Origin of the sequence: Shinella sp. JR1-6 (assembly GCF_004284735.1) — a bacterium.
GTDB lineage: Bacteria > Pseudomonadota > Alphaproteobacteria > Rhizobiales > Rhizobiaceae > Shinella.
The window spans coordinates 1-24,251 of record NZ_SHMI01000043.1 but is presented as its reverse complement, the minus strand read 5'-3'; the positions used below and the strand labels follow the sequence as shown (position 1 = coordinate 24,251).

The window sequence follows — 24,251 nt, the reverse complement described above, 5'->3', positions numbered from 1 at the left end:
CCCGGCGGTCTCAGGCCGGCGCCGCAGTGGCCGACTTTTGCTCCGCCCCGTGGCCGGTTTTTACTCCGCCGTTGACAGCTGCCCCACAGGGGGACGGCTTGTTTCGGGTCGCGGGCAACGCCGACGCGGATCAGGTCGCGGTTGCCGACAATGCCGTTCGTGGGATCGAATTCCACCCAGCCGGCGCCGGGCAAATAAACCTGACACCAGGCGTGGGTCGATCCGCCGCCGAGGGTCGTCGATCCGTCGCGATCAGCAACATAGATATAGCCGGTGACGAAGCGCGCAGCGAGCCCCAATGCTCTGGCCGCCTCCATCATCAGCAGAGCGAAATCCCGGCAGGTGCCGCGCCGAAGCTTCAGGGTCTCGAGCGGCGCCTGCGTTCCGTGTTCCGTCCGCCGGGCGTAAATGAAGCTCTCATGGATGGCGTAGCACATTGTCATCAGCAGGTGACCGGTCTCGGTGGGCTGCCCGACCCGCACGAACTGCCGTGCCCATTTGTCGACCGCACCGTCTGGATCGGGATAGTGACGCCTGATCGTTCCCTCCAGATCCGGCGCTTCTTCGGGATCGTATTCAAACGGGTAGGTCAAAGCCTCCGCGTCGATCTGCAGATCCATTGCGGCCTGCGGCGTATGCTCGAGGCGAATGGTCGTTTCGAAGCGAAGGTCACGAGATGCTTGCGTAAAGCCGATGAGAGCGACGCAATTGCCGAAAACGTCGTGAATCCATCGGACGTGTTCCGGCTCCGGATCGACCTTCAGGTGAGAACGCAGAAGCGTTTGATCGAAGCTGTCCCTTGGCCGGAACAGCAGTCTGTGCTCCCCAAACGCCACGCGCCTTTTATACCGGTAGGAGGTGATATGCCGGACGCAGAATATCGTCATCCCGCCACCCGATAACGGTGGGGCAGGCGCCGCCGGGAGGGCTGTCGATACCACCGAACGGTCCACGTTTTATGGGGTGGCGGCTGCGCCGGATTTCGGGATTTCCGCATCGCGCGCCAGTGCCTCGTCAATTTCCACCGCCGACACCTGCAGGAACTGCCGCTTGGCAATCTTCACCGCGATTGCGGGAACCTCGAGGTGAGTACCCACGCGCCGATAAGAGGTGAAGCTCAGCCCTTCGATCAGCTCCTCGTCCACGACGAGACGGTAGGTGCCGGCTTCCAGCGGCTCGACCAGGGAATTGAGGTTGAACGGGTGCAGGAAAGTGATTTCGGTTTCTGTGGTTCTTTCGGTCATTTCCGTTGCTTTCCAAATTTGCGCCGGACCTGGCGAATGCGCTCTGCCCGTCCCGGCGGGGATATGTGCGTGGAGAGCCGCATGGGTGGGTGCCTATTCCGGGCGATTTGGGTTCGCCGATCCGCCCTCGTTTTCCCAGACGTCGAGACCGATGTTACGGTTCTTGCGTCGGGACGCCTGCGAAAGAGGATATTTATCGGTGCCGATCATCGCCCCTTGTATCAGGCGAACGAGATGACGGACTTCTCCATTCTCCACGCCAGACTTGGCGAGAAGGTTCCGGGTCTCGTAGTCTGCGTCCTTGAGGATTTGCCGCAGAGCGGTTTGCTGGCGGTTTGCATCCGTCAAGGCGCCTTTGAAGACAAGGATCACCATACCCATCCTTCGATCAGGATGTAGAGGATCATCGCAAGACTTGCCGCGGATAGAGCGTATCCGATCAGGTCTGCGAAACGATGTTTGTTCTGGTGGCGGAAGATGGAAGACATGATGTCCTCCTCGCTTTGGGGCCAGGGTAATCAACCCTTAAACAGCAGCGCCCGTAAGATGGCTGCTGGAGCAATCACAGTGAACCGCCTCCGCTGTATTGGCAAGAAATCAATTGCGTTCGTTTGGAGGCATTGGTTGAGGCTACGGCGGCCCGGCGACACGGTCATTTTGCTAAGCCAATGGAAAACCAGATGGATTTGTTTTTCGCCATGGCACTCGGATAGGAAATGAAATCATAGATAAAATCCTGATGTCTTCTTTTACCTAAAAATAAAAAATCAGAATTCGCATTTCCATGCTATGATGATTTTGGATTTAAAGCTCCATGCGTTGCGCGGTTTCGATAGAGACTTGCAATTGCGGGTTTTATTTTTTCTCTGAATTTCAGAAGAATATGCCTGTTTTACAGGAAGTTTGTAATTTTTATTTTTGAATATTCCGAGATTTTCCGCAGATCGGCGTCGAAAGCTTCGGTTGAAGAGACGCGTCATTCTTGTATCGCAAGGAGTTCTCATGAGCCTCAGTTTTCCAAACCAGAGCCGAAGCTATGAAGAGGCCGGCAAGCGTATCCGCTTCATCGGTCATGACGGCATGTTTGAGATCCCGTTCTTCGCGGGGGCGGACCTGTTTCCGGGAGTGACGTCCGAAGCCGGTTATCTCAGGGCTTTCGACGATGCCCGCGTCTCTGTCTACAAGGCGGCGCGGCGCGCCTATTCCGGCGCTCGCCGGCCGATCTATGTCCTGACGCGCGCCGATTTCGGCTGATCTGCAGGATGCGCTAGCGCGCCTCGCCGACCCTCAATCGCACAATGACCGCCGGGCCTTGCCTGGCCGGCTGCTTGGCCGCGTCCGGGCGAAGGAAATGTCATGGCCAGAAACCAGAAGCGTGGCGTCGAAGACGCCGGCAACTCGGAAACCGCGGTGGTGGAAAGGGTGGTTGCCAAAGCCGCATCCTATCCCGAGACGGTTGCCAAATCCGTCCCCGAACCGCAGGCGATTGCCGGCGGGAAAGGCGAGGGCGTCCTTCGCTCGCTTGTTTTCGGGGGCAGCCGAACGTCGCGGGCGCCGTGGAACGATCCGGCGCCGGTGCGCGAAGAACTGTTCGGGGTCGAAAGGCTCGAGCAGCATGCCGCGACCCTCGCGCTGGCGCAGCCGGTGACCCGGCGGCCGCCCTCGGTCCAGTCCTTGCACAAGAGATTGAAGAACAACGCAGCCGTCCTGCTTGCGGCCTACCGTGCCAGCGCGTTCGAGGTCGAGAACGAGCACGGCGTCGTGCCGGCAGCGGAATGGCTGCTGGACAATTATCACTTGGTCGAGGAGCAGATCCGCGAAATTCATGACGACCTGCCGCCCAACTATTACAGGCAGCTGCCCAAGCTCGCCGAGGGGCCTTTCGCCGGTTATCCGCGCGTGTTCGGCATCGCCTGGGCCTTTGTCGCGCACACCGACAGCCATTTCGATCCCGAGACGCTCGTCCGGTTCATTGCCGCCTATCAGAAGGTCCAGCCGCTGACGATCGGCGAGCTGTGGGCCGTGGCGATCACCCTGCGCATCGTACTCGTCGAAAACCTGCGAAGGCTGGCGGACCAGATCACCGCCGGGCGCGGCATGCGCGCGCAGGCGGACGCGCTGGCCGATCGGCTGCTCGCGGACGACACCCGTGACAACGCGCTGCAAACCGTTTCCGACGGGGCCTTGCCGGAGCTCGTCGCGGCCCAGCTTGCGAAACGCCTGCGGGATCAAGACCCCAGCACGACGCCGGCCCATGGCTGGCTGGAGAAGAAGCTGGCACGGCAGGGGACGTCGGTCGACGCCGTCGTGCGGCATGCCCAGCAACGCCAGGGCGCTTCCAACGTCACGGTCCGCAACATCATCACCAGCATGCGGCTGATCTCGGATGTCGACTGGGCTGATCTCTTCGAAAGCGTCAGCCTCGTCGATGCCCGCCTGTCCGCCGACGGTACCTTCGGCCGTATGGATTTCGCCACACGCAACCTCTATCGCAGCGCTATCGAGGACCTCGCCCGCGGCTCGGACATGTCGGAGCTCGACATTGCCGGCGAAGCGGTGAAGGCGGCACAGGCCGTGTCGGCCGAGGGAGCCACTGCAACCGAAACCGAACGCATGGCCGATCCAGGTTACCACCTGATCGCGGAGGGACGGTCTGCTTTCGAACGCATTGTCCGGTTCCGCCAGCCCAGGCGCCTGATGTTCGGCCGTCTGGCGGCACGAACGGGCATTGCCGGATATGCCGGGACGATCGGCTTTGTGACCGCAACGCTTCTCGCTTTCGCGCTATGGCTTCTATCGAGTGCAGGTCTTGCTACGCCCGCCGTGATCGTCTTTGCCGTGCTGGCGCTGCTGCCGGCGAGCGATATCGCGACTGCGCTCGTCAACCGCCTCGTGACCTGGAGCCATGGGGCGGTCGGCCTGCCGGGGCTGGAGCTGTCGCGCGGCGTGCCGCAGTCATCCCGCACACTCGTCGTCGTGCCGACGCTCTTGAGCAACCGTGCCGATCTTCTTGAGCAGATCGAACGGCTTGAGGTGCATCATCTGTCGGGTGCGGGAGGCGACCTGAGCTTCGCGTTGCTGACCGACGGCAAGGATGCGCCGCAGGAGACCGTGGAAAGTGATGCGGCACTTCTCGCCCTCGCCGTCGAGGCCATGGCCGACCTCAATCGCCGGCACGGGCCAGGCCCCGCCGGTGACCGTTTCCTGCTGCTGCATCGCAGGCGCCGGTTCAATGCCGGCGAGAATGTCTGGATGGGCTGGGAGCGCAAGCGCGGCAAGCTGCACGAGCTCAATCGCCTCCTGCGCGGCGCTACCGGCACGAGCTTCATGGCGCTTGCGGGAAAGCCGCCGACCGTCCCGCCGGATGTGCGCTATGTCGTGACCCTCGACGCGGATACGAAACTGCCGCGTGATACGGTTCTCCGACTGATCGGCAAGATGGCGCATCCCCTCAACCGCCCGTGTCTCGACGCCGAGAAAAAGCGCGTGGTCGACGGCTATGCGATCATCCAGCCGCGCGTCACGCCGTCGCTTCCGGTCGGGCGGGAAGGCTCGCTCTACCAGCGGGTTTTTTCCGCGCCCGGCGGCATGGATCCCTATGCGGCGGCCGTCTCGGACGTCTACCAGGACCTGTTCGGCGAAGGGTCCTATACCGGCAAGGGTATTTATGACGTCGATGCCTTCGAGGCAGCGCTTGCCGGGCGCATTCCGGAGAATAGCCTTCTCAGCCACGATCTCTTCGAGGGTACGTTCGCGCGGGCGGGGCTCGCCTCCGATGTCGAGGTGGTCGACGACTTTCCCTCGCGCTACGACGTTGCGGCGCGGCGCCAGCATCGCTGGACGCGCGGCGACTGGCAGCTGCTGCCCTGGATTTTCGGAAAGAAACCGCTTCCAGCTCTCGGCCGCTGGAAGATGCTGGACAATCTGCGCCGCACCCTTATCGCCCCCTCGACGTTCCTGGCCCTCGTCGCCTGCTGCACGATGCCCTTGCAGGCGGGGTTGGCGGGTGCCTTGCTGATCGCCTCCAGCATCGCCATCCCTGCTTTCCTGCCGCTGGCCTTTGCCATCCTGCCCCGTCGCAGCGGTCTGCAGCTGAGCAGCCACGCGATCCGTCTTGCCGGCGACATCAAGCTTGCGGCGATGCAGACGGCGCTCGGTCTGGCATTGCTGCCCGATCAGGCATGGCGCAATTGCGACGCAGTCCTGCGAACCGCCAGCCGCCTGCTGGTGACACGCCGCAAACTTCTGGAATGGACGACCGCGGCAACCTCCGGAAAACGAACGCGGCTGACACTTCTGGGGTTCTACCGCGACATGGCGGGCGGGACGATCACGGCGTTGGGCCTGCTGGCCGGGGCCTGGGCGTTGTCGCCAGGTTCCTGGCCGCTGGTCCTGATATTCTCCGCACTGTGGCTTGCGGCACCCGCCATCGCGCTCTGGATCAGCCGTTCACCGACGGCACGGCCGGGCAAGGTTCTTGCGGATGCCGAGGCGGCGCAGTTCCGGCTGGTCGCGCGGCGCACCTGGCGGTTTTTCGAAACCTTCGTCACACCGGCGGACAACATGCTGCCGCCGGACAATTTCCAGGAAACGCCGGCACCGGCCGTCGCCCACCGCACGTCACCGACCAATATCGGCCTCTATTTCCTCTCGACGGTCGCCGCGCGCGATTTCGGCTGGGTGGGAACTCTTGAAGCGCTCGAACGGCTCGAAGCGAGCTTTGCCACGCTCAAGATACTCGATCGTTTCAATGGCCATTTCTTCAACTGGTACGATACGCGCGATCTCAGGACCCTCGATCCACCCTATGTGTCCTCGGTCGACAGCGGCAATCTCGCTGGTCACCTGATCGCGCTGGCGAATGCCTGTGAGGAATGGGCGGAGACACCACCGGCGGAAAACAACGAGGGTTTCCACGATACGCTGGCGCTCGCCCGCATGGCGCTTGCCGAGGTGACCGGTGCGCAGTGCGCCAGCCTGTCATCCGTCCTCGATGAAGTCGAAATCCTTGTGCGCGGTCCGCAATCCATCGATGCGGCAACGCCTGCTTTGATCCGGCTTCTGGACAAGGCGATGAAACTGGCTCCGCAGGCAGGACCTGCCGATGGCGGCGCGACGTCCGATCTCCAGTTCTGGATCGCGGCGCTGGGCCGATCCGTCACGCAGGCCGCACGCGACCGGCAGGCATTGAAGGACGATGCCGCCTCGCTGAAACAGCGGCTTCATGCCCTCGCGGACACCGCCCGCACCATGGCACTCGACATGGATTTCGCTTTTCTGTTCGATCCGGACAGGAAGTTGTTGTCCATCGGCTATTCGCTCGCCGACAACGGCCTCGACTCGAATTGCTATGACCTTCTGGCCTCCGAAGCGCGCCTTGCGAGCTTCTTCGCCATCGCCAAGGGCGATGTCAGCACACGGCACTGGTTCCGCCTCGGCAGGGCGGCGACGCCGCTCGGAAGCGGCTCGGCGCTGATCTCCTGGTCGGGCTCGATGTTCGAATATCTCATGCCGTCGCTGGTGATGCGCGCGCCGGCGGGAAGCCTGCTCGACGATACGAACCGCCTGATCGTGGCGCGTCAGGAGGCCTATGGGCGGTCGCGGAATGTGCCGTGGGGCATATCGGAATCCGCCTTCAATGCACGCGACATCGAATTCACCTATCAGTATTCCAATTTCGGCGTGCCCGGCCTGGGGCTGAAGCGCGGCCTGTCTGGCAACATGGTCATTGCACCCTATGCGACCGGCCTTGCCGCCATGGTCGATCCCCATGCCGCGCTCGACAATTACCGGCGCCTCGCGGCGATGGGCGCTCTTGGGGTCCATGGCTTCTACGAAGCCCTCGACTTCACGCGCGCGCGCCTGCCGGAAGACGAAACGGTCGAGATCATCCACAGCTATATGGCCCACCACCAGGGCATGACCATCGTCGCCATCGCCGTCCTTTTGCAGGACGGACGCATGCGGGCGCGATTCCACCGCGAACCGATGATCATGGCCAGCGAACTGCTGCTGTCGGAACGCATGCCGCGCGACGTGGCGATCGCCCGTCCGCGTGCCGAGGAGGTCAAGGCATCCGCGGGCATTTCGCTGAACCCCGCGCCATCGGTTCGCCGGCTGCCGTTGCCTGTGGCCGGTGCGCCGGTCACGCATCTCTTGTCTAACGGACGCTACGCGGTGATGCTGACGGCTTCGGGCGGCGGCTACAGCCGCTGGCGCGATATCGCCATCACGCGCTGGCGCGAAGACGCCACCCGGGACGATTGCGGCGCCTTCATCTTCCTCCGGGACATGCAGGCCGGCACGGTCTTCTCCCCCGCCGTCCTGTCGCTGGGCGACAAGGCCGACGCCTCGGTGGTCTTCGGCGAGGATCACGCACAATATATCCGCCATGACGAGACGCTGACGACGGAAATGGATGTCATCGTTTCCGGTGAAGATGATGGCGAGGTCCGCCGTGTCAGCCTCACCAACAGCGGGCGGCGCACGCGCGATATCGAGCTGACCTCCTATGCCGAACTGGTGCTAGCCACGCCGGCGACCGACAACGCGCATCCCGCCTTTGCCAAGATGTTCGTCGAGACCGAGTACCTGCCGGAATACGCCGCGCTTATCGTCACGCGCCGCCGCCGCGCTCCCTCGGAGGCGGAGATCTGGGCCGCCCATTTCGCCGTGGTCGAAGGCGATGCCATCGCCGATCCGCAATACGAGTCCGATCGTGCCAAATTCCTCGGGCGCAACCGGTCCATCGCCACGGCTGCCGCCATCCACGACGGGCAAGCCCTTTCCAACACCGCAGGCACCGTCCTCGATCCGATTTTCTCGCTGCGTCGAAGCGTGCGCGTTCTTCCCGGCAAGGTGGCGCGCATCGCCTTCTGGACGCTCGTGGCGCAGTCCCGTGAGGAACTTCTCGAGCGCATCGACAAGCATCACGACAGGAGCGCTTTCGACCGGGCGAAGACGCTCGCCTGGACCCAGGCCCAGGTACAGCTTCACCATCTCGACATGGATCTGGAGGAGGCGGCGGACTTTCAGCGCCTGGCCGCGCCCATCCTCTATGCAGACGCGCGCTTCCGGCCGGCGTCCGACGCCATAATCGCCGGCGGCGGCCCGCAGTCCGGCCTCTGGCCCTACGGCATCTCGGGCGATTTGCCGATCGTGCTTCTGCGCATCGATGATGTCGAGGACCTTCCCCAGTTGCGTCAGATGCTGCGCGCGCACGAATACTGGCGCATCAAGCGGCTCGCCGTCGACCTGGTGATTATCAACGAGCGCGCCGCTTCCTATGTGCAGGATCTGCAGAACGCCGTCGAAGCCGCTGTGCGCTCCAGCCAGTCCCGCCCGCGTTTCGGCGATATGCCGGCGCAGGGCGCGGTGCATGTCCTGCGCGCCGACTTCCTCAGTCAGGAGGCGAAAAACCTCCTGAACGCGGCCGCGCGCGTCGTGCTGTCGGCCCACCGCGGCCTGATCGCCGATCATCTCGCCCGCTTTTCGGTTATGACGGAACGGCCGGCTCTCCCACTGACGCAAAAACTGCTGGCAAGGCCTACGGCCGAGACGGTCGCGCAACCGGACGATCTTGAATTCTTCAATGGATTGGGCGGATTCGGCAGGAACGGCACGGAATATGTCACGGTGCTGGAAAACGGTGCGACGACGCCGATGCCATGGATCAACGTCATCGCCAATCCCACCTTCGGCTTTCAGGTGTCGAGCGACGGCAGCGCCTATAGCTGGGCCGAGAACAGCCGTGAGAACCAGATCACGCAATGGTCCAACGATCCGGTCACCGACCCCTCCGGAGAGGCGCTTTACATCCGTGACGAAGAAACGCTCGACCTCTGGAGCCCGACAGCCCAGCCAATCCGGGATGGCGGGCGTTATGTGGCGCGCCACGGCTTCGGCTACACCCGCTTCAGCCATCGGGCGCACGGCATCGAAAGCGAATTGCTGTCCTATGTGCCGCTCGCCGGTCCGATCCGCATTTCCCGCCTGACGCTCACCAACCACTCGTCACGCCCGCGCCGCCTGTCGGTTACGAGCTATGCCGAGTGGGTGCTCGGGACCGTGCGGGGCGCGAGCGCGCCGGTCGTCACCACATCCGTCGACGCTGCGACGGGGGCGATCTTCGCCCGTAACCAATGGGCGATGGCCTTTCCCGGCCGTGTCGCCTTTGCCGATCTCGGCGGACGACAAACGTCATGGACCGCCGACCGCACGGAATTTCTCGGACGCAACGGCAATTCCGCGAATCCCGCTGCTCTGAGGCAGAGAAGGACGCTCAGCGCGAAGGTCGGTGCGGGCCTCGATCCGTGTGCGGCGCTGCAAGGCACGATCGAGCTCGACGTGGGGGAGAGCATCGAGATCGTCTCTTTCCTGGGCCAGGCTGCCTCGGCCGATGAAGCGGGCGCATTGATTGCCCGTTATCGAGCCGCCGACCTCGATGCGGTTCTCGCCGAGGTGACCGCACATTGGCAAACGTTGCTTGAAACCGTGCAGGTCAAAACGCCGGACCGGGCAATGGACATCATGCTGAACGGCTGGCTGCTCTACCAGACGCTCGCCTGCCGCATATGGGCGCGCTCAGCCTTCTATCAGGCAAGCGGCGCCTATGGTTTCCGCGATCAGTTGCAGGACGGCATGGCGCTGGCTTTCGCCCGGCCGGAGGAGGCACGGGCGCACATCCTGCGCGCGGCCGGCCGGCAGTTTGCCGCGGGGGACATGCAGCATTGGTGGCTACCCCATTCGGGTGCGGGTGTCCGCACGCGGATTTCCGACGATCGGGTCTGGCTTGCCTTTGCTGCCGCGACCTATGTCACTGCGGCCGGGGATGCGGCAATCCTCGATGAGGCCATCCCCTTTCTGGACGGACCGGCCCTTGGTGAAGAAGAGCATGATGCTTTCTTCCAGCCGACGCCCTCCGGCCAGTCCGCATCGCTCTTCGAGCACTGCGCGCGCGGTCTCGACCAGGCCGTCGCGCTCACCGGCAGGCACGGCCTTCCCCTGATGGGTACCGGCGACTGGAACGATGGGATGAACCGGGTCGGCGAGAGCGGCGAGGGCGAAAGCGTATGGCTCGGCTGGTTGCTGATCCGCACGATCGACCTGTTCGTGCCGCTTGCCGAGGGTCGCGATCCCGACCGCACCGCGCGCTGGAAGGCGCACGCCGCAGCCGTGAAGACCGCCATCGAGCATGAAGCCTGGGACGGCGCCTGGTATCGACGCGCCACCTTCGATGACGGCACCTGGCTGGGCTCGAAGGACAATGACGAATGCCGGATCGACAGCATCGCCCAATCCTGGGCGGTCCTGTCCGGCGCTGCCGATCCCGATCGCGCCGCCATCGCCATGGCGTCGCTGGAAACCCACCTGATCTGCAAGGAGGACGGTCTCGCCCTCCTCTTCACGCCGCCTTTCGACGCAATCCCGCGCGATCCGGGCTACATCAAGGGCTACCCGCCGGGTCTGCGTGAAAACGGCGGCCAATACAGCCATGCCGCCATGTGGGCGATCCTCGCTTTCGCTCGGCTGGGGGAGGGCGACAAGGCGCACGATCTTTTCGCCCTGCTGAACCCGATCAATCACGCAAACACGCCCGAGGCGGTAGCGCGCTACAAGGTCGAGCCCTATGTGGTCGCCGCCGACGTCTATTCGGTCGCCCCCCATGTCGGGCGCGGCGGCTGGACATGGTACACCGGCTCCGCCGCCTGGATGTACCGCGCCGGCATCGAGGGCATCCTCGGCCTGCGCCGGGAGGGTGCCGTGCTTGTCGTCGAACCTTGCATGCCGAAATCATGGCCGCAGTTCGAGGCGACGATCAGAATGGGCGATACCCGATACGACATCCGCGTCGAGAGGGCTGTGGATACGACCGAAGGCCGGTTCTGTGTAACACTCGACGGTTCTTCGGTACCCCATGCGGACACAGCAATCCGCGTCCCCCTGGATGGGCGCAGGCACACTCTCTTTATCGTTGAACGAGGTGAAGGAGAGACATACTTGTGAGCGTTGATGCTTCCACGGATAGCAAGAATTTGACCGCATGCGCGGAAAGGTCTCCGTTCTTCAACTGAACGGGTGACATCGTACGGCGGGTATAGGGTTCGTGATCCGATCGAAGGCGGCAGCGAAACGCGATGGTGGCTCGATGCGGTCAAGGAGAGCTTGGTCGGATGCTTCGCCAACGACCTTGAGGACGACCTAGCCGCAGTCCGAGAAGTGATCACCTCACCATGGTCGAATGGTCATATGGAACGTCAGATCACACGGTTGAAACTCATCAAGCGCCGGATGTACGAGCCGGCAGAACTCGATCTGCTAAAAGCACGATTGATTGTCGCAACGTAAAAATTGTCCTTCACCACATGTGCGTAAATTACAGACAGAAATCGACCCGGCTTAGCTGGTCCGCTCGCGATGTCCGAGTTTGCGGTTTTGCGCAGGAAAGCGGATGGACCGCTGACGGCCCGAAATCAGCCATTTCAACCGGCCATGTTCTTGCCTTTATTCGCCAATCTATCGCAGCTGGGCGCGTCATTGCGGGTTCATTGGTTCTGATCCCTTTAAGAGCTAATGAGCTAGATCTAGATTCGCCACAAAGTTGTGTTCTCGATCGCCGTTCAGATAAGCGAGTTCGGCGAATTGACGCCGGCTTCTGTGTATCGCGACGAGCGTAGACCGTTGCGAATTGGCGGTGGTGTCCCATCGTTGTGGGGGCGAGAGGCAATGCCGCCGGCCTACCGCGTGCCCCAAAGCGTGTTTGCCTGCAGTATCTTTCCCGGACCAAGGAGAGCCGTTGGGTCGAGTGCGTGCTTAATCTCGTGCATCAGCGCCAGCTTTGTTGGATTGGACAGAGCCGATAGCGGGGCAACCCGCTTCGAGCCGATCCCGTGCTCAGCGGAAAACGACCCGCCCATTGTTCCGATGTGCTGGTAGATCGCCTTCTCGACGGCGCTCGCCTTTTCGGCCGAAATGTCGCTGCCGGTGCTGTTGAGGACGATGTGGAGGTTTCCGTCGGCAAGATGGCCGAAGACGTAGGGATCAAGAGTGGCATCGATTACCTTCAGATCGGCAAGACACCGATCGAGATAGGACGCAACCTGCGAGAGGGGGATGGAGACGTCGTAGGAGGGCGCGCCCGGATGCTGCCGATAGATCAGGTCCGTGTCCTCGCGAAGCCGCCAGAGATCGGCTTCTTGCGCACCCGAAAATGCGATGACGGCCGAGGTGTCGGGGTGAACGGCAATCACATCCTCATAGATGCGCGCGAGCTCCGATTGCAAGGCGGTCTCGTCCGCGCCGCCGAGCGTCATCAGGAGATTGACGGGATGATCGGTGGCGTAGTCTGTAGCCGACCAGCGATGGTGGCTGGAGGTCAGGCGGAAATAGGTGTCCCAGATCGCTTCGGCGGCGCGAAGATGGCCGTACTCGGCATCGAACCCCCGGCGAACCGTCTCAAGTGCTGCATCCACCGAGGCCAGGCCGAACAGGACGGTGGCAGTGGCTAGAGGCTGGGGGTCGAGCCTGACGGCAATCCGCGTTATCACGCCGAGCGTGCCTTCCGCACCGACAAACAGATGCTTCAGATCATAGCCGGCGGCGTTTTTCACAACGCGGGTCAGGTCGGAATAGACCGAGCCATCCGCAAGCACGGCCTCCAGTCCAAGGATACGATGTCGCATGACTCCCGACCGGAAGGCTGAAATCCCGCCGGCATTCGTCGAAGCCATGCCGCCGATCGTCGCCGAGCCGCGGGACGGCAGATCAATGCCCGGTTCAAGGCGATGCTCCGCGGCCGCCGTCTGCAGCGCCTGCAGCGCTACGCCGGCTTCCACCACCGCAACGCGCTCGACGGGGCAGAGATGCAGGATGCGATTGAGCCGGGCAGTGGAAAGCACCAGTTCGCCCGATTTCGACAAACCGCCGCCCACGAGCCCGGTTCGACCGCCATGCGTGACGAGCGGGACGCCGTGGGCGCGGCAGCATTGGATGATGGCGGCAACTTCTCCAGTCATGCCGGGGAGAACGACGGCGCCGGCGTCGAGATTTTCCGGCGTCACGCCGTAGTCGATCATGGCGACTGCCTCTCCCTCCCTGAAATTTCCTTCACCGACGATGGTACGGATTTCGGCGGTGAATTCGGGCTTTAGACGGTGCATTGGACAGGTCCTGTCGATGGCATCGGGAAAGAGGGATAGGCTGATCTTGGGAGGTTCAGGGCATTAGGCGTGAAGCGTGCCGTTTTTCTTCGCCGTCCAGGTGGCGATGTAGTCCATCAAGGCGGGGTTGAGGCAGTCGTAGGGCGCGAGATCGAGCTCCCGCAGCCGGGTGCGAACGCCGTCCATCTGTGCCGGATCGTAGCCGCTTTCGATGATCGAGGAGACAAAGGCCGCAAATCCGGGCTTGGCCCAGCCGCGCTCTTCGAAACGTTCCGGATGCACGAAGGACAGGCCCTTGAACGGATGATCGCGCTCGACCGGGCCGTACATATGCACGCCGCATGCCTTGCAGGCATGGCGCTGGATGAGAGCGGCCGGATCGACGACCGCGAGCTTGTCGCCGTTTTCGACGACCTCGATATTGTCGGTCGAGGCGACGGCGACGACCGAGAAGACGGCGCCGTCCGGCTTCCAGCACTTGGTGCAGCCGCAGGCGTGGTTATGGGCGATGTCGCCCTTGACGCGGACCTTGACCGGATTGCTCGCGCAGTTGCAGACGAGCGTGCCGCCGGAAAAGGTGGCATCGGTCGCTTTGAACCCGTTGTCGACGGATGGGTGTATCGCGATATTTGGCATGGGTTTCTCCTCCTTCATGGCCGACGCGGCATGCGCGGCCGATAACAGGCACCCCCAACGCTGGCGCGGCGGTGCAATGCATGGATTGCGAGGTGCAGGCGGTCTTTGAACCCGCCCTCAGTATACCACCACGCCGCGGATGCTTTCACCCTTGTGCATGAGCTCGAAGCCGTTGTTGATGTCCTCGAGCGGCATCGTGTGCGTGATCATCGGGTCGATCTGGATTTTGCCTTCCATGTACCAGTCGACGATCTTCGGCACGTCGGTGCGGCCGCGCGCGCCGCCGAAGGCGGTGCCCATCCAGTTGCGGCCGGTGACGAGCTGGAACGGACGCGTCGAGATCTCCTGGCCGGCGCCGGCAACCCCGATGATGACCGACTTGCCCCAGCCGCGATGCGAGGCTTCGAGCGCCTGGCGCATTACCTTGGTGTTGCCCGTGCAGTCGAAGGTGTAGTCGGCGCCGCCGATCAGGTCGCCGTTTCGCTTCGTCATGTTGACGAGGTAGGTCACGATGTCCTCGCCCACTTCCTTCGGATTGACGAAATGCGTCATGCCGAACTTTTCGCCCCATGCCTTGCGGTCGGGGTTGATGTCGACGCCGATGATCATGTCCGCGCCGGCAAGGCGCAGGCCCTGCAGCACGTTGAGGCCGATGCCGCCGAGGCCGAAGACGATGGCCGTCGAGCCGATCTCGACCTTGGCCGTGTTGATGACCGCGCCGATGCCGGTCGTCACGCCGCAGCCGATGTAGCAGATCTTGTCGAAGGGCGCGTCGGGATTGACCTTGGCGAGCGCGATCTCCGGCAGGACCGTGAAGTTCGAGAAGGTCGAGCAGCCCATGTAATGGTGGATCTTGTCCTTGCCGATCGAGAAGCGCGAGGTGCCGTCGGGCATCAGGCCCTGGCCCTGGGTGGCGCGGATCGAGGTGCAGAGATTAGTCTTGCGCGACAGGCAGGAGTAACATTCGCGGCATTCCGGCGTGTAGAGCGGAATGACGTGGTCGCCCTTCTTCACCGAGGTGACGCCCGGGCCGACGTCGACGACGATGCCGGCGCCCTCATGGCCGAGGATGGCCGGGAAGAGGCCTTCCGGATCGGCGCCCGACAGGGTGAAATCGTCGGTGTGGCAGATGCCCGTCGCCTTCACCTCGACCAGCACCTCACCGGCGCGCGGGCCTTCGAGCTGTACGGTCATGATTTCAAGCGGTTTTCCGGCCTGAACGGCAACGGCGGCGCGTACGTCCATGGTCTTTCCTTCCAGAGTGTCCGTCATTTTGGAGATTTGGTTATCGCGGCAGGTAGCGCGTCAGGCGGGCTTCAAGCAGCCGGACGAGGGTGATCAGCACCAGATTGATCAGGAGGTACAGCACGCCGGCGATGGCGAAGACCTCGAGGATCGCATAGGTCTGGCTCATCAGGCGTTTCGCATGGCCGGTGATTTCCAGCACGGTGATGGTCGAGGCAAGGCTCGTTCCCTTGACGACGAGCACGAGTTCGTTGCCATAGGCCGGCAAGGCCTGCCTTATGGCGAGCGGAAACGTGATCCGGCGAAAACACAGGAGTCGCGACATCCCGCAGGCCTGCGCCGCCTCGACGAGGCCACCAGGTATCGACAGGAGGCCGCCGCGCAGGATCTCCGACGTATAGGCGGCGGTGTTGAGCGCCAGCGCCATCACGGCGCAATGAACACCGTCGCCGACGATCCACCAGAGGACGGGATTGTCGCGCACGAAGGCAATCTGGCCGAGGCCGTAGTAGAAGAGGAAGAGCTGAACGAGCAGCGGCGTTCCCCGGAAGACGGTGCTGTAGCCCTTGGCGAAGCCACTGACAAACCGGTTTTTCGAAAGCCGCATGACGGCGAGCGCGAGGCCGAGATTGAAGCCGACGGCGACGGCTGCCAGTGTCAGGACGGCGGTCAGCCACAATCCCTTGGCAAGGGTCGGAACGGCAAGCTGGATGAGATCGAGATCCATGGCCTATGTCCTCGTGCGGGGGCGCAGAAGGCGCTCGATCCGGTCGAAACCACCCTGGCTGACCAGCGTGATGACGAGATAGACGACAGCCGCGATGAAATAGAAAATGAAGGGGTGGCGGGTGGAGCCGGCGCCGACGAAGGCGGCACGCATCAATTCCTGCAGGCCGACGACGGAGACGAGGGCGGTATCCTTGATGGTCGTCTGCCAGACATTGTTCATGCCGGGCACGGCAATCCGCAGCATCTGCGGTGCGATGATCCGGCGGAAGATGCGTCTGCCGGGAATGCCGAGCGCACGCGCCGCCTCGATATGGCCACCAGGAATGGCGGCAAGCGCGCCGCGCACGACCTCGGTGGAATAGGCGCCCGATATGGCCGCGATCGCGATGACGGCGATGATGAAGGCATAGCCGTTGCCGGCCAGTCCTTCATAGCCGAAGGCGGCGGCGACCTGCCCGACGAATTCGACGGAGGAGAAGAAGAGAAGATAGATGATCAGGAGCTCCGGCACGCCGCGCACGATCGACGTGTAGAAATCCACCGCCAGCGTCAGCGGGAAGAGCCGCGCCCATTTGATCAGGCCGCAGACAATGCCTATGACAATGCCGAAGGCCATGCTCGCGACGCCGACGGCGATGGTGATCGCCGCGCCGCGCAGGATTGCGGCGATCCAGCCGCCCTCCCATACCTGCCATAATCCAAATTCCATCGGACCCGCCCAAACCTGTCTGTTGTCCTGTCGGAGGCGGTGTCTCCCGGAGGATATCCGGGAGACACCATGTCGGCGTTACTTGCAGGGGCGAGAAATGTCCGTCTTGAACCAGGTCTGGCTCGCCTTGCCGATAGAGCCGTCGGCGACAAGTTCGCAAAGCGCCTTGTCGATGCGCGCCTTCAGCTCGGTGTTTTCCTGGGCGATGCCGACGCCGATGCCTTCGCCGAGCGTCGGATCGGACGAGCTGGCGATCTTGACGTCCACCAGCTGGAAATCCTTGCCTTCCGGCTTGGCAAGGAAATCCTCCATCGCAGACGCGTCCGAGAAGGCCGTATCGACACGACCACTGGCGAGGTCGATCTGCATCTGGTCGAGCGTGTCATAGGTCTTCAGGTCGGCGTTCGGTACGTTCTTCTCAAGGTAGTGGGCATGGGTCGTGCCGGCCTGTACGCCGACCTTCTTGCCGTCGAGCGCCTTGATCAGGCTGTCGAAATCCTTGATGCCGGCAAGGTCGGACGTCTTCGGCGCGACGAACATGTTGGCGAGTTCGGCATAGCCGATGGAGAAGTTGATCTCCTTCTTGCGGTCCTCGGTGATCGACATACCCGAAATGATGGCGTCGAAACGCTTGGCCTTCAGTGCCGGAATGAGGCCGTCGAAGGCCTGCACGACGAACTGGCACTTCATTTCCAGCTTGGCGCAGAGCAGGTTGCCGACATCGGCATCGAAGCCGGTGACGTTGCCGACGGCATCGGCCATGCTCCAAGGCGGATAAGCGCCTTCCGTTCCGATCGACAATTCGCCTTCCGCGGCCTGGGCCGTGGTGAGGCCGGTGGCAAAGAGCGTGGCGAGCAACAGACTTTTCAGCTTCATGTTGTGGTTCCCCATATTGAGCTTCGTTGTCGGGTGGGTGAGGCCGGCGGCTGTCAGAACGTCCGGGCCAGGAACTGGCGCATGCGTTCGGAGCGCGGATTGGTGAAAATCTCCGCCGGGGCACCCTCTTCCTCCACCTTTCCCTGATGGAGGAAGAGGATCTTGTGCGAGACCTCGCGCGCGAACTGCATTTCGTGCGTCACGAGAATCATCGTGTTTCCTTCTTCGGCCAGTTGCCGGATCACCCGCAGCACTTCGCCGACCAGCTCGGGATCGAGTGCTGAGGTCGGTTCGTCGAGCAGGATGAGTTTCGGGCGCATCGCAAGCGTGCGGGCGATGGCGGCGCGCTGCTGCTGGCCGCCCGAGAGCTGGCCGGGATATTGCGCGTGCTTGTCGGAGAGGCCGACCTTCTTCAGCAAAGCGTGAGCGTGATCGACGGCCGCCTGCCGCTCTTCCTTCAGCACATGCAGCGGCGCCTCGACGATGTTTTCGAGTACGGTCATGTGCGGCCAGAGATTGAAGTTCTGGAACACCATGCCGACGCGCGAGCGGATGCGCTCGACCTGCCGCATGTCGGCCGGAACGGCATTGCCGTCCGCCGTTTTCTTCATGCGGATTTCCTCGCCGTCGATGACGATGCGTCCGTCGTTCGGCTGTTCAAGCAGGTTGATGCAGCGCAGGAAGGTGCTTTTCCCCGAGCCGGAAGAGCCGATCATCGACACGACCTCGCCCGGTTGCGCGGAGACGCTGACGCCGTTCAGCACAGGCAGGATGCCGAAACGCTTGTGAATGCCGTGCACCTCGATCGCCGGCCGTTCGGCAAGCCTCGGGCCATTGATGTCCGGATGAGCGACAACGGTAACAGCCGCTGCTGCCGGAACGGTCTTTTCCGGGCCGGCGCCGCCAACCGCCTTGAGGTCGGCGAAGGCGCGATCGAAATGGCGCAGCGATGCGGCAAGGCATGTGCGCTGCCAGTCCGCATCCTCGGGGATGAAGGCGGCGCGCAGGGTTTCCTTGATCCTGCCGCCGAGCGGCGTGTCGACCTTGCCGAACAGATGAAGCCAGTTGTCTGCTTGCACCGCGTCGGAAACGGTGGCGCCGTCCAGCGTCCCGCATTCGACCACCAGCGGCAGGACGCGGGCCTTCGGCAGCGCGGTCCGCACGGCCGCAGAAACATAACCGGTTGCGGTCGCGGCAATGCCGGTATCTGTTGTCGCGTTCGCACCGGTGACGACGACCGAGAGTGTGGGGCCGAAGATGCTCCGCCCCCAGTCCAGCCCGGCGTGCTCACTTTCAGCGACCGACAGCAGCGCCGGATAACCATAGGGACCGGCGCCCGTATGAAGGTCGAAAACGACGACCTCGGCCGCCTGCTGCGCGAAGGTGGAGAGGATGTCGATGAGCGTGCGGTTGGACCAGACCGGGCCATCGCCACCATAGAACAGCCCATCCGGAAAATCGTATTGGCCAGCTTCGATGATTGGGGCGAGGCCGGCATAGCCGCCGGCTTGCCGCTTGGCCGCCTCATAGGCCTCCGCTGCCGCGTCGTGGTCCGGCCCCTCCAGGGCGGAACAGACGAGCGCGCCGTGCAAGGCGCCGTACGGTTCGTTTTTCGGCGGTGCTTTTTGCCATTCGATAAAATTGCGGTTGAGGTCGACATTGTCTTCGTTCACCCGACGCGACCATGCGGTGCCCCAGGGATTGATGAGATGGATCGCGAGCACGGCGGTATCGTCGGGAAGCTGCCAGGGCGTGTTCTGGGAGAGCCAGGCGGTCTGGCAGGCCGAGCCGAACGGGCCTTCGACCCCGTGGGTGCCGGAAATCAGCACCATGAGCTTGCGGGCATCGTTGCGGCCGAGATAGGCGACATCGGTCGCAAGCCGCTCGCCGTCTGGGCCATGCAGCGGATGCAGATATTCGACGAGGCTCGCCCCGGCGGTGCGCGCGGCGGCCAGGAACCGGGTGCGGAGAGCCGAATAGTCGCCGGAAAAGAGACCGGATGGCGTCAATGAGGACATGCGATGTGGCTCCCGGTTCGCTTTGGGCAGACTTGCGTTTGCGCTCATGGTTCGTTCCCTCGGGCCGTAGATCGGCCCCCTGTTCTGTCTTGTCGGATTGGAGCGGCGCTGCGGCGCGTCACTCCGTGGCGAGAGCGGTCAGCGCCTCGATGAAACGGTCGTTTTCGGAGCGGCTGCCGATCGTCACGCGGATGAAGGTTTCGTAGCCGGCTTCCTTCCACGGCTTGATGATGATCCCCTTCGACAGGAAGTGATCCAGCGCCGCCCGGCTGTCCCAGCCGACATCGATGAAGAGGAAGTTCGTCTGCGATCCGGCAACGCGAAAGCCGAGGGCCGCGACGCGCTGGGAGACCCGCTGCCGTTCCTGCTTCAGTGCGGCGACCGATGCGCGCATCCATGCTTCGTCTTCGAGTGCGGCGAGGGCGGCGGTCTGCGCGGCGGCATTGACGTTGAACGGTGTCTTGGCGGCGGTCATGGCGCGCGCCAGGCGCAGGTCCGACGTCACGGCATAGCCGACACGCAGACCGGCAAGCCCATAGGCCTTGGAAAAGGTCCGCAGCACTACCCAGGAGAGATCGGTCTTTGCGAGGGCGGACAGCCCGTCGGGCATGTCGTCGTCGGTGAATTCGAAATAGGCCTCGTCCAGCACGAGCAGTGTTTGTGGCGGAACCGCTGAGAGAATGTGCGTGAGGCTGTCACGATCGAGCGCCGGCCCGACAGGATTGGACGGCGACGACAGAAAGAAGATTGCCGGTTTGCACGCAAGCATGGCCACGATCGCGGGGATGTCGAAGTCGAGGTCTGCCCGCATGGCAACCTTCTCCATCTGTGCGCCGTTGGCGAGTGCCTCGATCTCATGGAGGCCGAAGCCGGGACAGAGAGTTGCGACGAAGGCGTCGGGACGAAGAATGGCGCGGCACACCGCGGCAATCATCTCCTCCGAGCCGTTGCCGACGACGATGCGGTCCGTGGGAACGCCGAGCTTGTGGCTGAGGGCCGTGCGCAGCGCCGTGCAGGCCGGGTCGCAATACCGCGCCGGATTGAGGCCGGCGAGGGCGGCGGCGACTTTCGGCGAGCAGCCGTCCGGATTCTCGTTGCTGGCTAGAGCGGCGATGTCCTGCCGGCCGCTGTGCTTCTGCGCGGCGGCGATATTCATGCCGGCATTGTAGGGCGGCAACCCGGCGACATGCGGGTTCAGCGGAATTTCGTCACGGAGCAGTTTCGTCACGGGTTCTCCTTCGGGTGGCGAGGCACCCCAGGTTCAGGCCGCAGCCTCTTGTTGACAGTCGCTACAGATCGAGCACGAGTGAGGATTTCGGCCGGGTACAGCACAGCAGCACCCGATCCTTCGGCATCACGTCGAGCGGCTCCTCGAAATAATCGACTTCCCCGGAAACGAGCCCCTTTTCGCAAGTTCCACAAACCCCCGCCCGGCAAGAGAATTCCGGCTCGATGCCCTGCGCTTCCAGGAATGCGAGGATGGATTCACTCGTGCCGTCCCAGGCGAGCCGGCGCCCGGATTTCTGGAGAACGATATGAGGTCCGTCGCCTGCGGGGGATTGGTCGTCTGCGGGCGGCTTGACGGGTTGCGGCGTTGTCTGCGCGGCTTCCGTGAGAAGGCTTGCCGGGCCGAAGAACTCATAGGCGATACGTTCCTTGCGGACGCCCAGGCCGGTGAGAATGCCATAGAGCGCCTGCATGAAGGGGGGGGGGCCGCACATGTAGATGTCGTAATCGTCGAGCGGCAGAAGCTCCTGGAGGGTGGCGCGTGTCAGGAAGCCTTCGGAATGGCACCGCACCGTGTCGAGGTCGGCGCTTTCTGCGAAACGGTAGCAGAAATGCACGGTGACGCCGGGTCTGAGGGCGGCAAGCTGTTCGACCTCGCCGCGCAGGGCATGGACGGCCCCGCTGTCGCAGGCGTGGATGAACCAGACGGGACGGTTGCTTTCCCGCGCCAGCACATCGAGCATCGAGACCGTCGGCGTCAGCCCGACGCCGCCGGAAAGCAGCACGACGGGCCGGCAGCTCGACGTGTCCAGCTTGAAGGCGCCGCGCGGCAGGTCTATCTCGACGATGGCGCCGGGCTCGATCTCGTCATGCAGCCAGCACGAACTCACACCCGCCGGCACGTCTTGCGACGGTGCGGCCTCACGCTTCACGGTGATCCGATACGTGCCCTCCTCGCGTGGGGACGAGGAGACCGTATAGTTGCGCAGGACATGGCCACCCTTGCTATCGGGAACCCGTATCGTGAGGAACTGTCCGGCCTCGAACGGCCGCCAGTGCTGCCGGTCGAGAGGGGCAAGTCGGAAAGACGTGATGGTGGTGCTTTCGCGCACCTTCGAGATCACTTCGAAGGGGCGGAAGCGCGAGGCCGCGGCGTCCAGCATTCGGGCGATCCTTACTCAGCCGCTGCGCTGGCAGGCCCGGCTTGCGCCTCGGCAGCGATCATCTGGGCGAGCTTGCGGCGGAAGCGCATCGGGCCGACGTCGATCTTCAGGTCGAGGTTCGGCGTCTGCATGTTCGCCATCCCCTGATGGACGGCCTCCAGCACGATACGGTCCTCCTCGAAGGCGCCGCGCACGGACTTGGCGAAGCTCTCGGAAACCTTGGCGTCGTCGGGCGCGAAATTACGCATCTGGAACCAGTAGTATTTGGTGCGGTTCTCATCGACCGGCGTCATGAAGTTGTAGCTGTCCATCAGGAAGGTGTTTTCCGGCAGTGCGCGGCCTTCGCCACCCGTATGGGCCGGCGCGAAGATCGCCTTGATGATGGCGTTGCTCGGGTAGCGGACCTCATAGTGCTGCTTGCGGTCCGTATTGCCTTCGAACTGCAGGAAGGGGGCATAAAAGGGTGCCGGTTCGGAGTCGATCATCCAGCGCCAAACGGTCACGCCATCGTCCTTCACGGTCGTCTCCAGCGGCGTTTCCTCGCAGGCCGAGCTTGCGAAGGACGATTGATGGACCCAGGCGACGTGGGACGGATCGAGCAGGTTGTCGGTCATGTAGAGGTAGTTGCAGTTGAGCGTCATGGACTCGCCGCGATTGATGCCCCATGCCGGGTCGTCGAAATACTCCACCTCGAAAATGTTCTTCGGGTCGGCTTTCTCCGCCTCCCCCATCCATATCCAAAGCAGGCCGTAGCGCTCGTGGACGGGGTAGGAGCGCACCTTGGCGACATGGGGAATACGCTCTGCACCCGGAACGCGCGTGCAGGTGCCCGAACAGTCGAAGGTCAGGCCGTGATAGCCGCATTCCACGTCGTCGCCCTTGATACGGCCCATGGAGAGCGGCAGCTTGCGATGGGGACAGGCATCCTCCAGCGCGGCGGCCTGACCATTCTGCCGGCGGTAAAGAACGATCTTTTCACCGAGGATGGTGACGGGCTTCAACTCGCGGCTTACCTCGTGATCCCAGGCCGCGACGTACCAGGCATTCTTGAGAAACATCTCGCTCTCCTTGCGTTTTGATAAGCGAATGTTCGTTGTTTTCCCGGCGCCAACAAGTTGCCAGCTACTGCGTTCTATTTTAGAAAATCTAAATAGGGATGCGTCGGAGGAGGAGTGTGCAACGATGTCGAACCCGTCCTTGCGCGGCTTGCAGGCCTTTGAAGCCATTGGACGATGCGGCTCGGTGAGTGCTGCCGCGGAAGACCTGGGCGTGTCGCCGGGAGCTGTCAGCCAGTTGGTGCGCAATCTGGAGCAATGTCTTGGATTGACGCTTCTGGAGCGGCGCGGCCGGCGGGTGGAATTATCCTCCTGGGGGCGGCTCTATTATCGCGAGGTTGCGAAGGGTTTTCAGCAGCTTTCCCATGCCGCCAACGTCCTGACGCGTGCGCGGAACGAAAGCGGCATCGTGCTCAGCGCCCTGTCCTCGGTCGCCAGCCGTTGGGTCAGCCGCAAGATCTTCGATTGGCAATCACTCTGTCCGGGCTCGAATGTGCGCATTCTCGGCCAGGAGCAGGAGCCTCGCCTCGGCGCCGAGGAGGTGGATTTCCGCATCACCTACGGCCGGCGCTCCTACGCCCACGAACACGTGGCGGCTCTGTTCACAGACTGGGTCGTGCCGGTCTGTTCGCCTGCGCTCATTGCAAACGGCGCTCCGCGCTGTCCGCAGGACATCCTCACGTTTCCACTGCTCAATGTGGAATGGGAAGCGGACTACAAGGCGTCGCCGCAATGGAAGGATTGGGCAAGCCTTATCGATGCCGATGGCCGGCAGACCTTTTCCGGCCTTTCTTTTACCCTCTCGAGTAGCGCCATCGACGCGGCCGCCAATGGGCGTGGATTTGTACTTGCACAGGTTTCCATGGTGCAGGACGAGATTGCCTCGGGCAGTTTGATCGTTCCCTTCGACATTCGTATGAAGCTTTCCGAAAGCTACTATCTTGCCTGGGACAGGACCGCTCTTGAAAAGCCGTTCGGCCAAAGGTTCCACAAATGGCTCCTCGGAATTGCCAGGCAACAGGATCAGTATTCGGCGCCAGCGCTTCCAGCAGCCGTCGCGTCATTGCCTTGAAGGGAGGCGTCGCCTTAACCGGCTGGTGCGGATCGAGGCAATAGTCTATCGGCATGACTGACGATGCGTCCGCCCGATACAAACGCCAGCGCTTTCCAGCCGAGATCATCGCGCATGCG

General features: G+C 63.1%; 16 protein-coding genes. 3 read left to right on the top strand and 13 right to left on the bottom strand.

The features are described 5' to 3' along the window. The 3 genes from EXZ48_RS31890 to EXZ48_RS31880 all read right to left on the bottom strand — a co-directional run. The coding region (locus tag EXZ48_RS31890; RefSeq protein ID WP_130520973.1) for a transglutaminase family protein at nt 1-887 on the bottom strand (887 nt) is incomplete at its 3' end. 69 nt (nt 888-956) lie between these two features. Continuing rightward, nucleotides 957-1,244 carry a hypothetical protein gene (locus tag EXZ48_RS31885; RefSeq protein ID WP_130520971.1) on the bottom strand — a complete coding sequence of 96 codons (288 nt, stop codon included), beginning with the start codon at nt 1,242-1,244 and terminating at the stop codon, nt 957-959. Nucleotides 1,245-1,337: 93 nt separating this feature from the next. Continuing rightward, nucleotides 1,338-1,619 carry a hypothetical protein gene (locus EXZ48_RS31880; RefSeq protein WP_245462415.1) on the bottom strand — a complete coding sequence of 94 codons (282 nt, stop codon included), beginning with the start codon at nt 1,617-1,619 and terminating at the stop codon, nt 1,338-1,340. A gap of 627 nt (nt 1,620-2,246) precedes the next feature. Here EXZ48_RS31880 and EXZ48_RS31875 point away from each other — a divergent pair. Further along, a complete protein-coding gene (locus tag EXZ48_RS31875) occupies nt 2,247-2,498 on the top strand; it encodes a DUF1488 family protein (protein ID WP_130520967.1) in 252 nt (83 codons plus the stop codon). A 102-nt stretch (nt 2,499-2,600) separates the two neighbouring features. After that, nucleotides 2,601-11,249 carry a GH36-type glycosyl hydrolase domain-containing protein gene (locus EXZ48_RS31870; protein WP_130520965.1) on the top strand — a complete coding sequence of 2,883 codons (8,649 nt, stop codon included), beginning with the start codon at nt 2,601-2,603 and terminating at the stop codon, nt 11,247-11,249. Nucleotides 11,250-11,980: 731 nt separating this feature from the next. Here EXZ48_RS31870 and EXZ48_RS31860 read toward each other — a convergent pair. From EXZ48_RS31860 to EXZ48_RS31815, 10 genes are all read right to left on the bottom strand, one after another. Continuing rightward, entirely contained in the window at nt 11,981-13,402 is a 1,422-nt protein-coding gene (locus EXZ48_RS31860) for an FAD-binding oxidoreductase (RefSeq protein ID WP_130520961.1), read from the bottom strand. A 63-nt stretch (nt 13,403-13,465) separates the two neighbouring features. After that, nucleotides 13,466-14,038, bottom strand: a complete 573-nt coding sequence (gene gfa, locus EXZ48_RS31855) for an S-(hydroxymethyl)glutathione synthase (RefSeq protein ID WP_130520959.1) — start codon at nt 14,036-14,038, stop codon at nt 13,466-13,468. Nucleotides 14,039-14,155: 117 nt separating this feature from the next. Then, the gene (locus EXZ48_RS31850; RefSeq protein WP_130520957.1) at nt 14,156-15,283 is read right to left on the bottom strand and encodes an S-(hydroxymethyl)glutathione dehydrogenase/class III alcohol dehydrogenase; all 1,128 of its coding nucleotides are present in this window, start codon (nt 15,281-15,283) and stop codon (nt 14,156-14,158) included. 40 nt (nt 15,284-15,323) lie between these two features. Beyond that, on the bottom strand, nt 15,324-16,010 hold the full coding sequence (locus EXZ48_RS31845) for an ABC transporter permease (RefSeq protein WP_023515445.1): 687 nt from the start codon (nt 16,008-16,010) through the stop codon (nt 15,324-15,326). A gap of 3 nt (nt 16,011-16,013) precedes the next feature. After that, nucleotides 16,014-16,721, bottom strand: a complete 708-nt coding sequence (locus EXZ48_RS31840; protein WP_130520955.1) for an ABC transporter permease — start codon at nt 16,719-16,721, stop codon at nt 16,014-16,016. A gap of 78 nt (nt 16,722-16,799) precedes the next feature. Further along, entirely contained in the window at nt 16,800-17,597 is a 798-nt protein-coding gene (locus EXZ48_RS31835) for a transporter substrate-binding domain-containing protein (protein ID WP_023515447.1), read from the bottom strand. A 53-nt stretch (nt 17,598-17,650) separates the two neighbouring features. Next, nucleotides 17,651-19,615, bottom strand: coding sequence for a DUF2817 domain-containing protein (locus EXZ48_RS36000; RefSeq protein WP_130520953.1), 1,965 nt, complete (start codon nt 19,613-19,615; stop codon nt 17,651-17,653). A 118-nt stretch (nt 19,616-19,733) separates the two neighbouring features. After that, nucleotides 19,734-20,843: a histidinol-phosphate transaminase gene (gene hisC, locus EXZ48_RS31825; RefSeq protein WP_256370936.1), complete on the bottom strand. Its 1,110-nt coding sequence runs from the start codon at nt 20,841-20,843 to the stop codon at nt 19,734-19,736. Between the two features lie 61 nt (nt 20,844-20,904). Continuing rightward, nucleotides 20,905-22,005 carry an FAD-binding oxidoreductase gene (locus EXZ48_RS31820; RefSeq protein ID WP_130520951.1) on the bottom strand — a complete coding sequence of 367 codons (1,101 nt, stop codon included), beginning with the start codon at nt 22,003-22,005 and terminating at the stop codon, nt 20,905-20,907. An 11-nt stretch (nt 22,006-22,016) separates the two neighbouring features. Further along, complete coding sequence (locus EXZ48_RS31815) at nt 22,017-23,063, bottom strand: aromatic ring-hydroxylating dioxygenase subunit alpha (protein WP_130520949.1); 1,047 nt, start codon at nt 23,061-23,063, stop codon at nt 22,017-22,019. 124 nt (nt 23,064-23,187) lie between these two features. Here EXZ48_RS31815 and EXZ48_RS31810 point away from each other — a divergent pair, with 124 nt between their 5' ends. Next, nucleotides 23,188-24,132, top strand: a complete 945-nt coding sequence (locus tag EXZ48_RS31810) for a LysR substrate-binding domain-containing protein (protein WP_130520947.1) — start codon at nt 23,188-23,190, stop codon at nt 24,130-24,132. Nucleotides 24,133-24,251 lie beyond the last annotated feature (119 nt).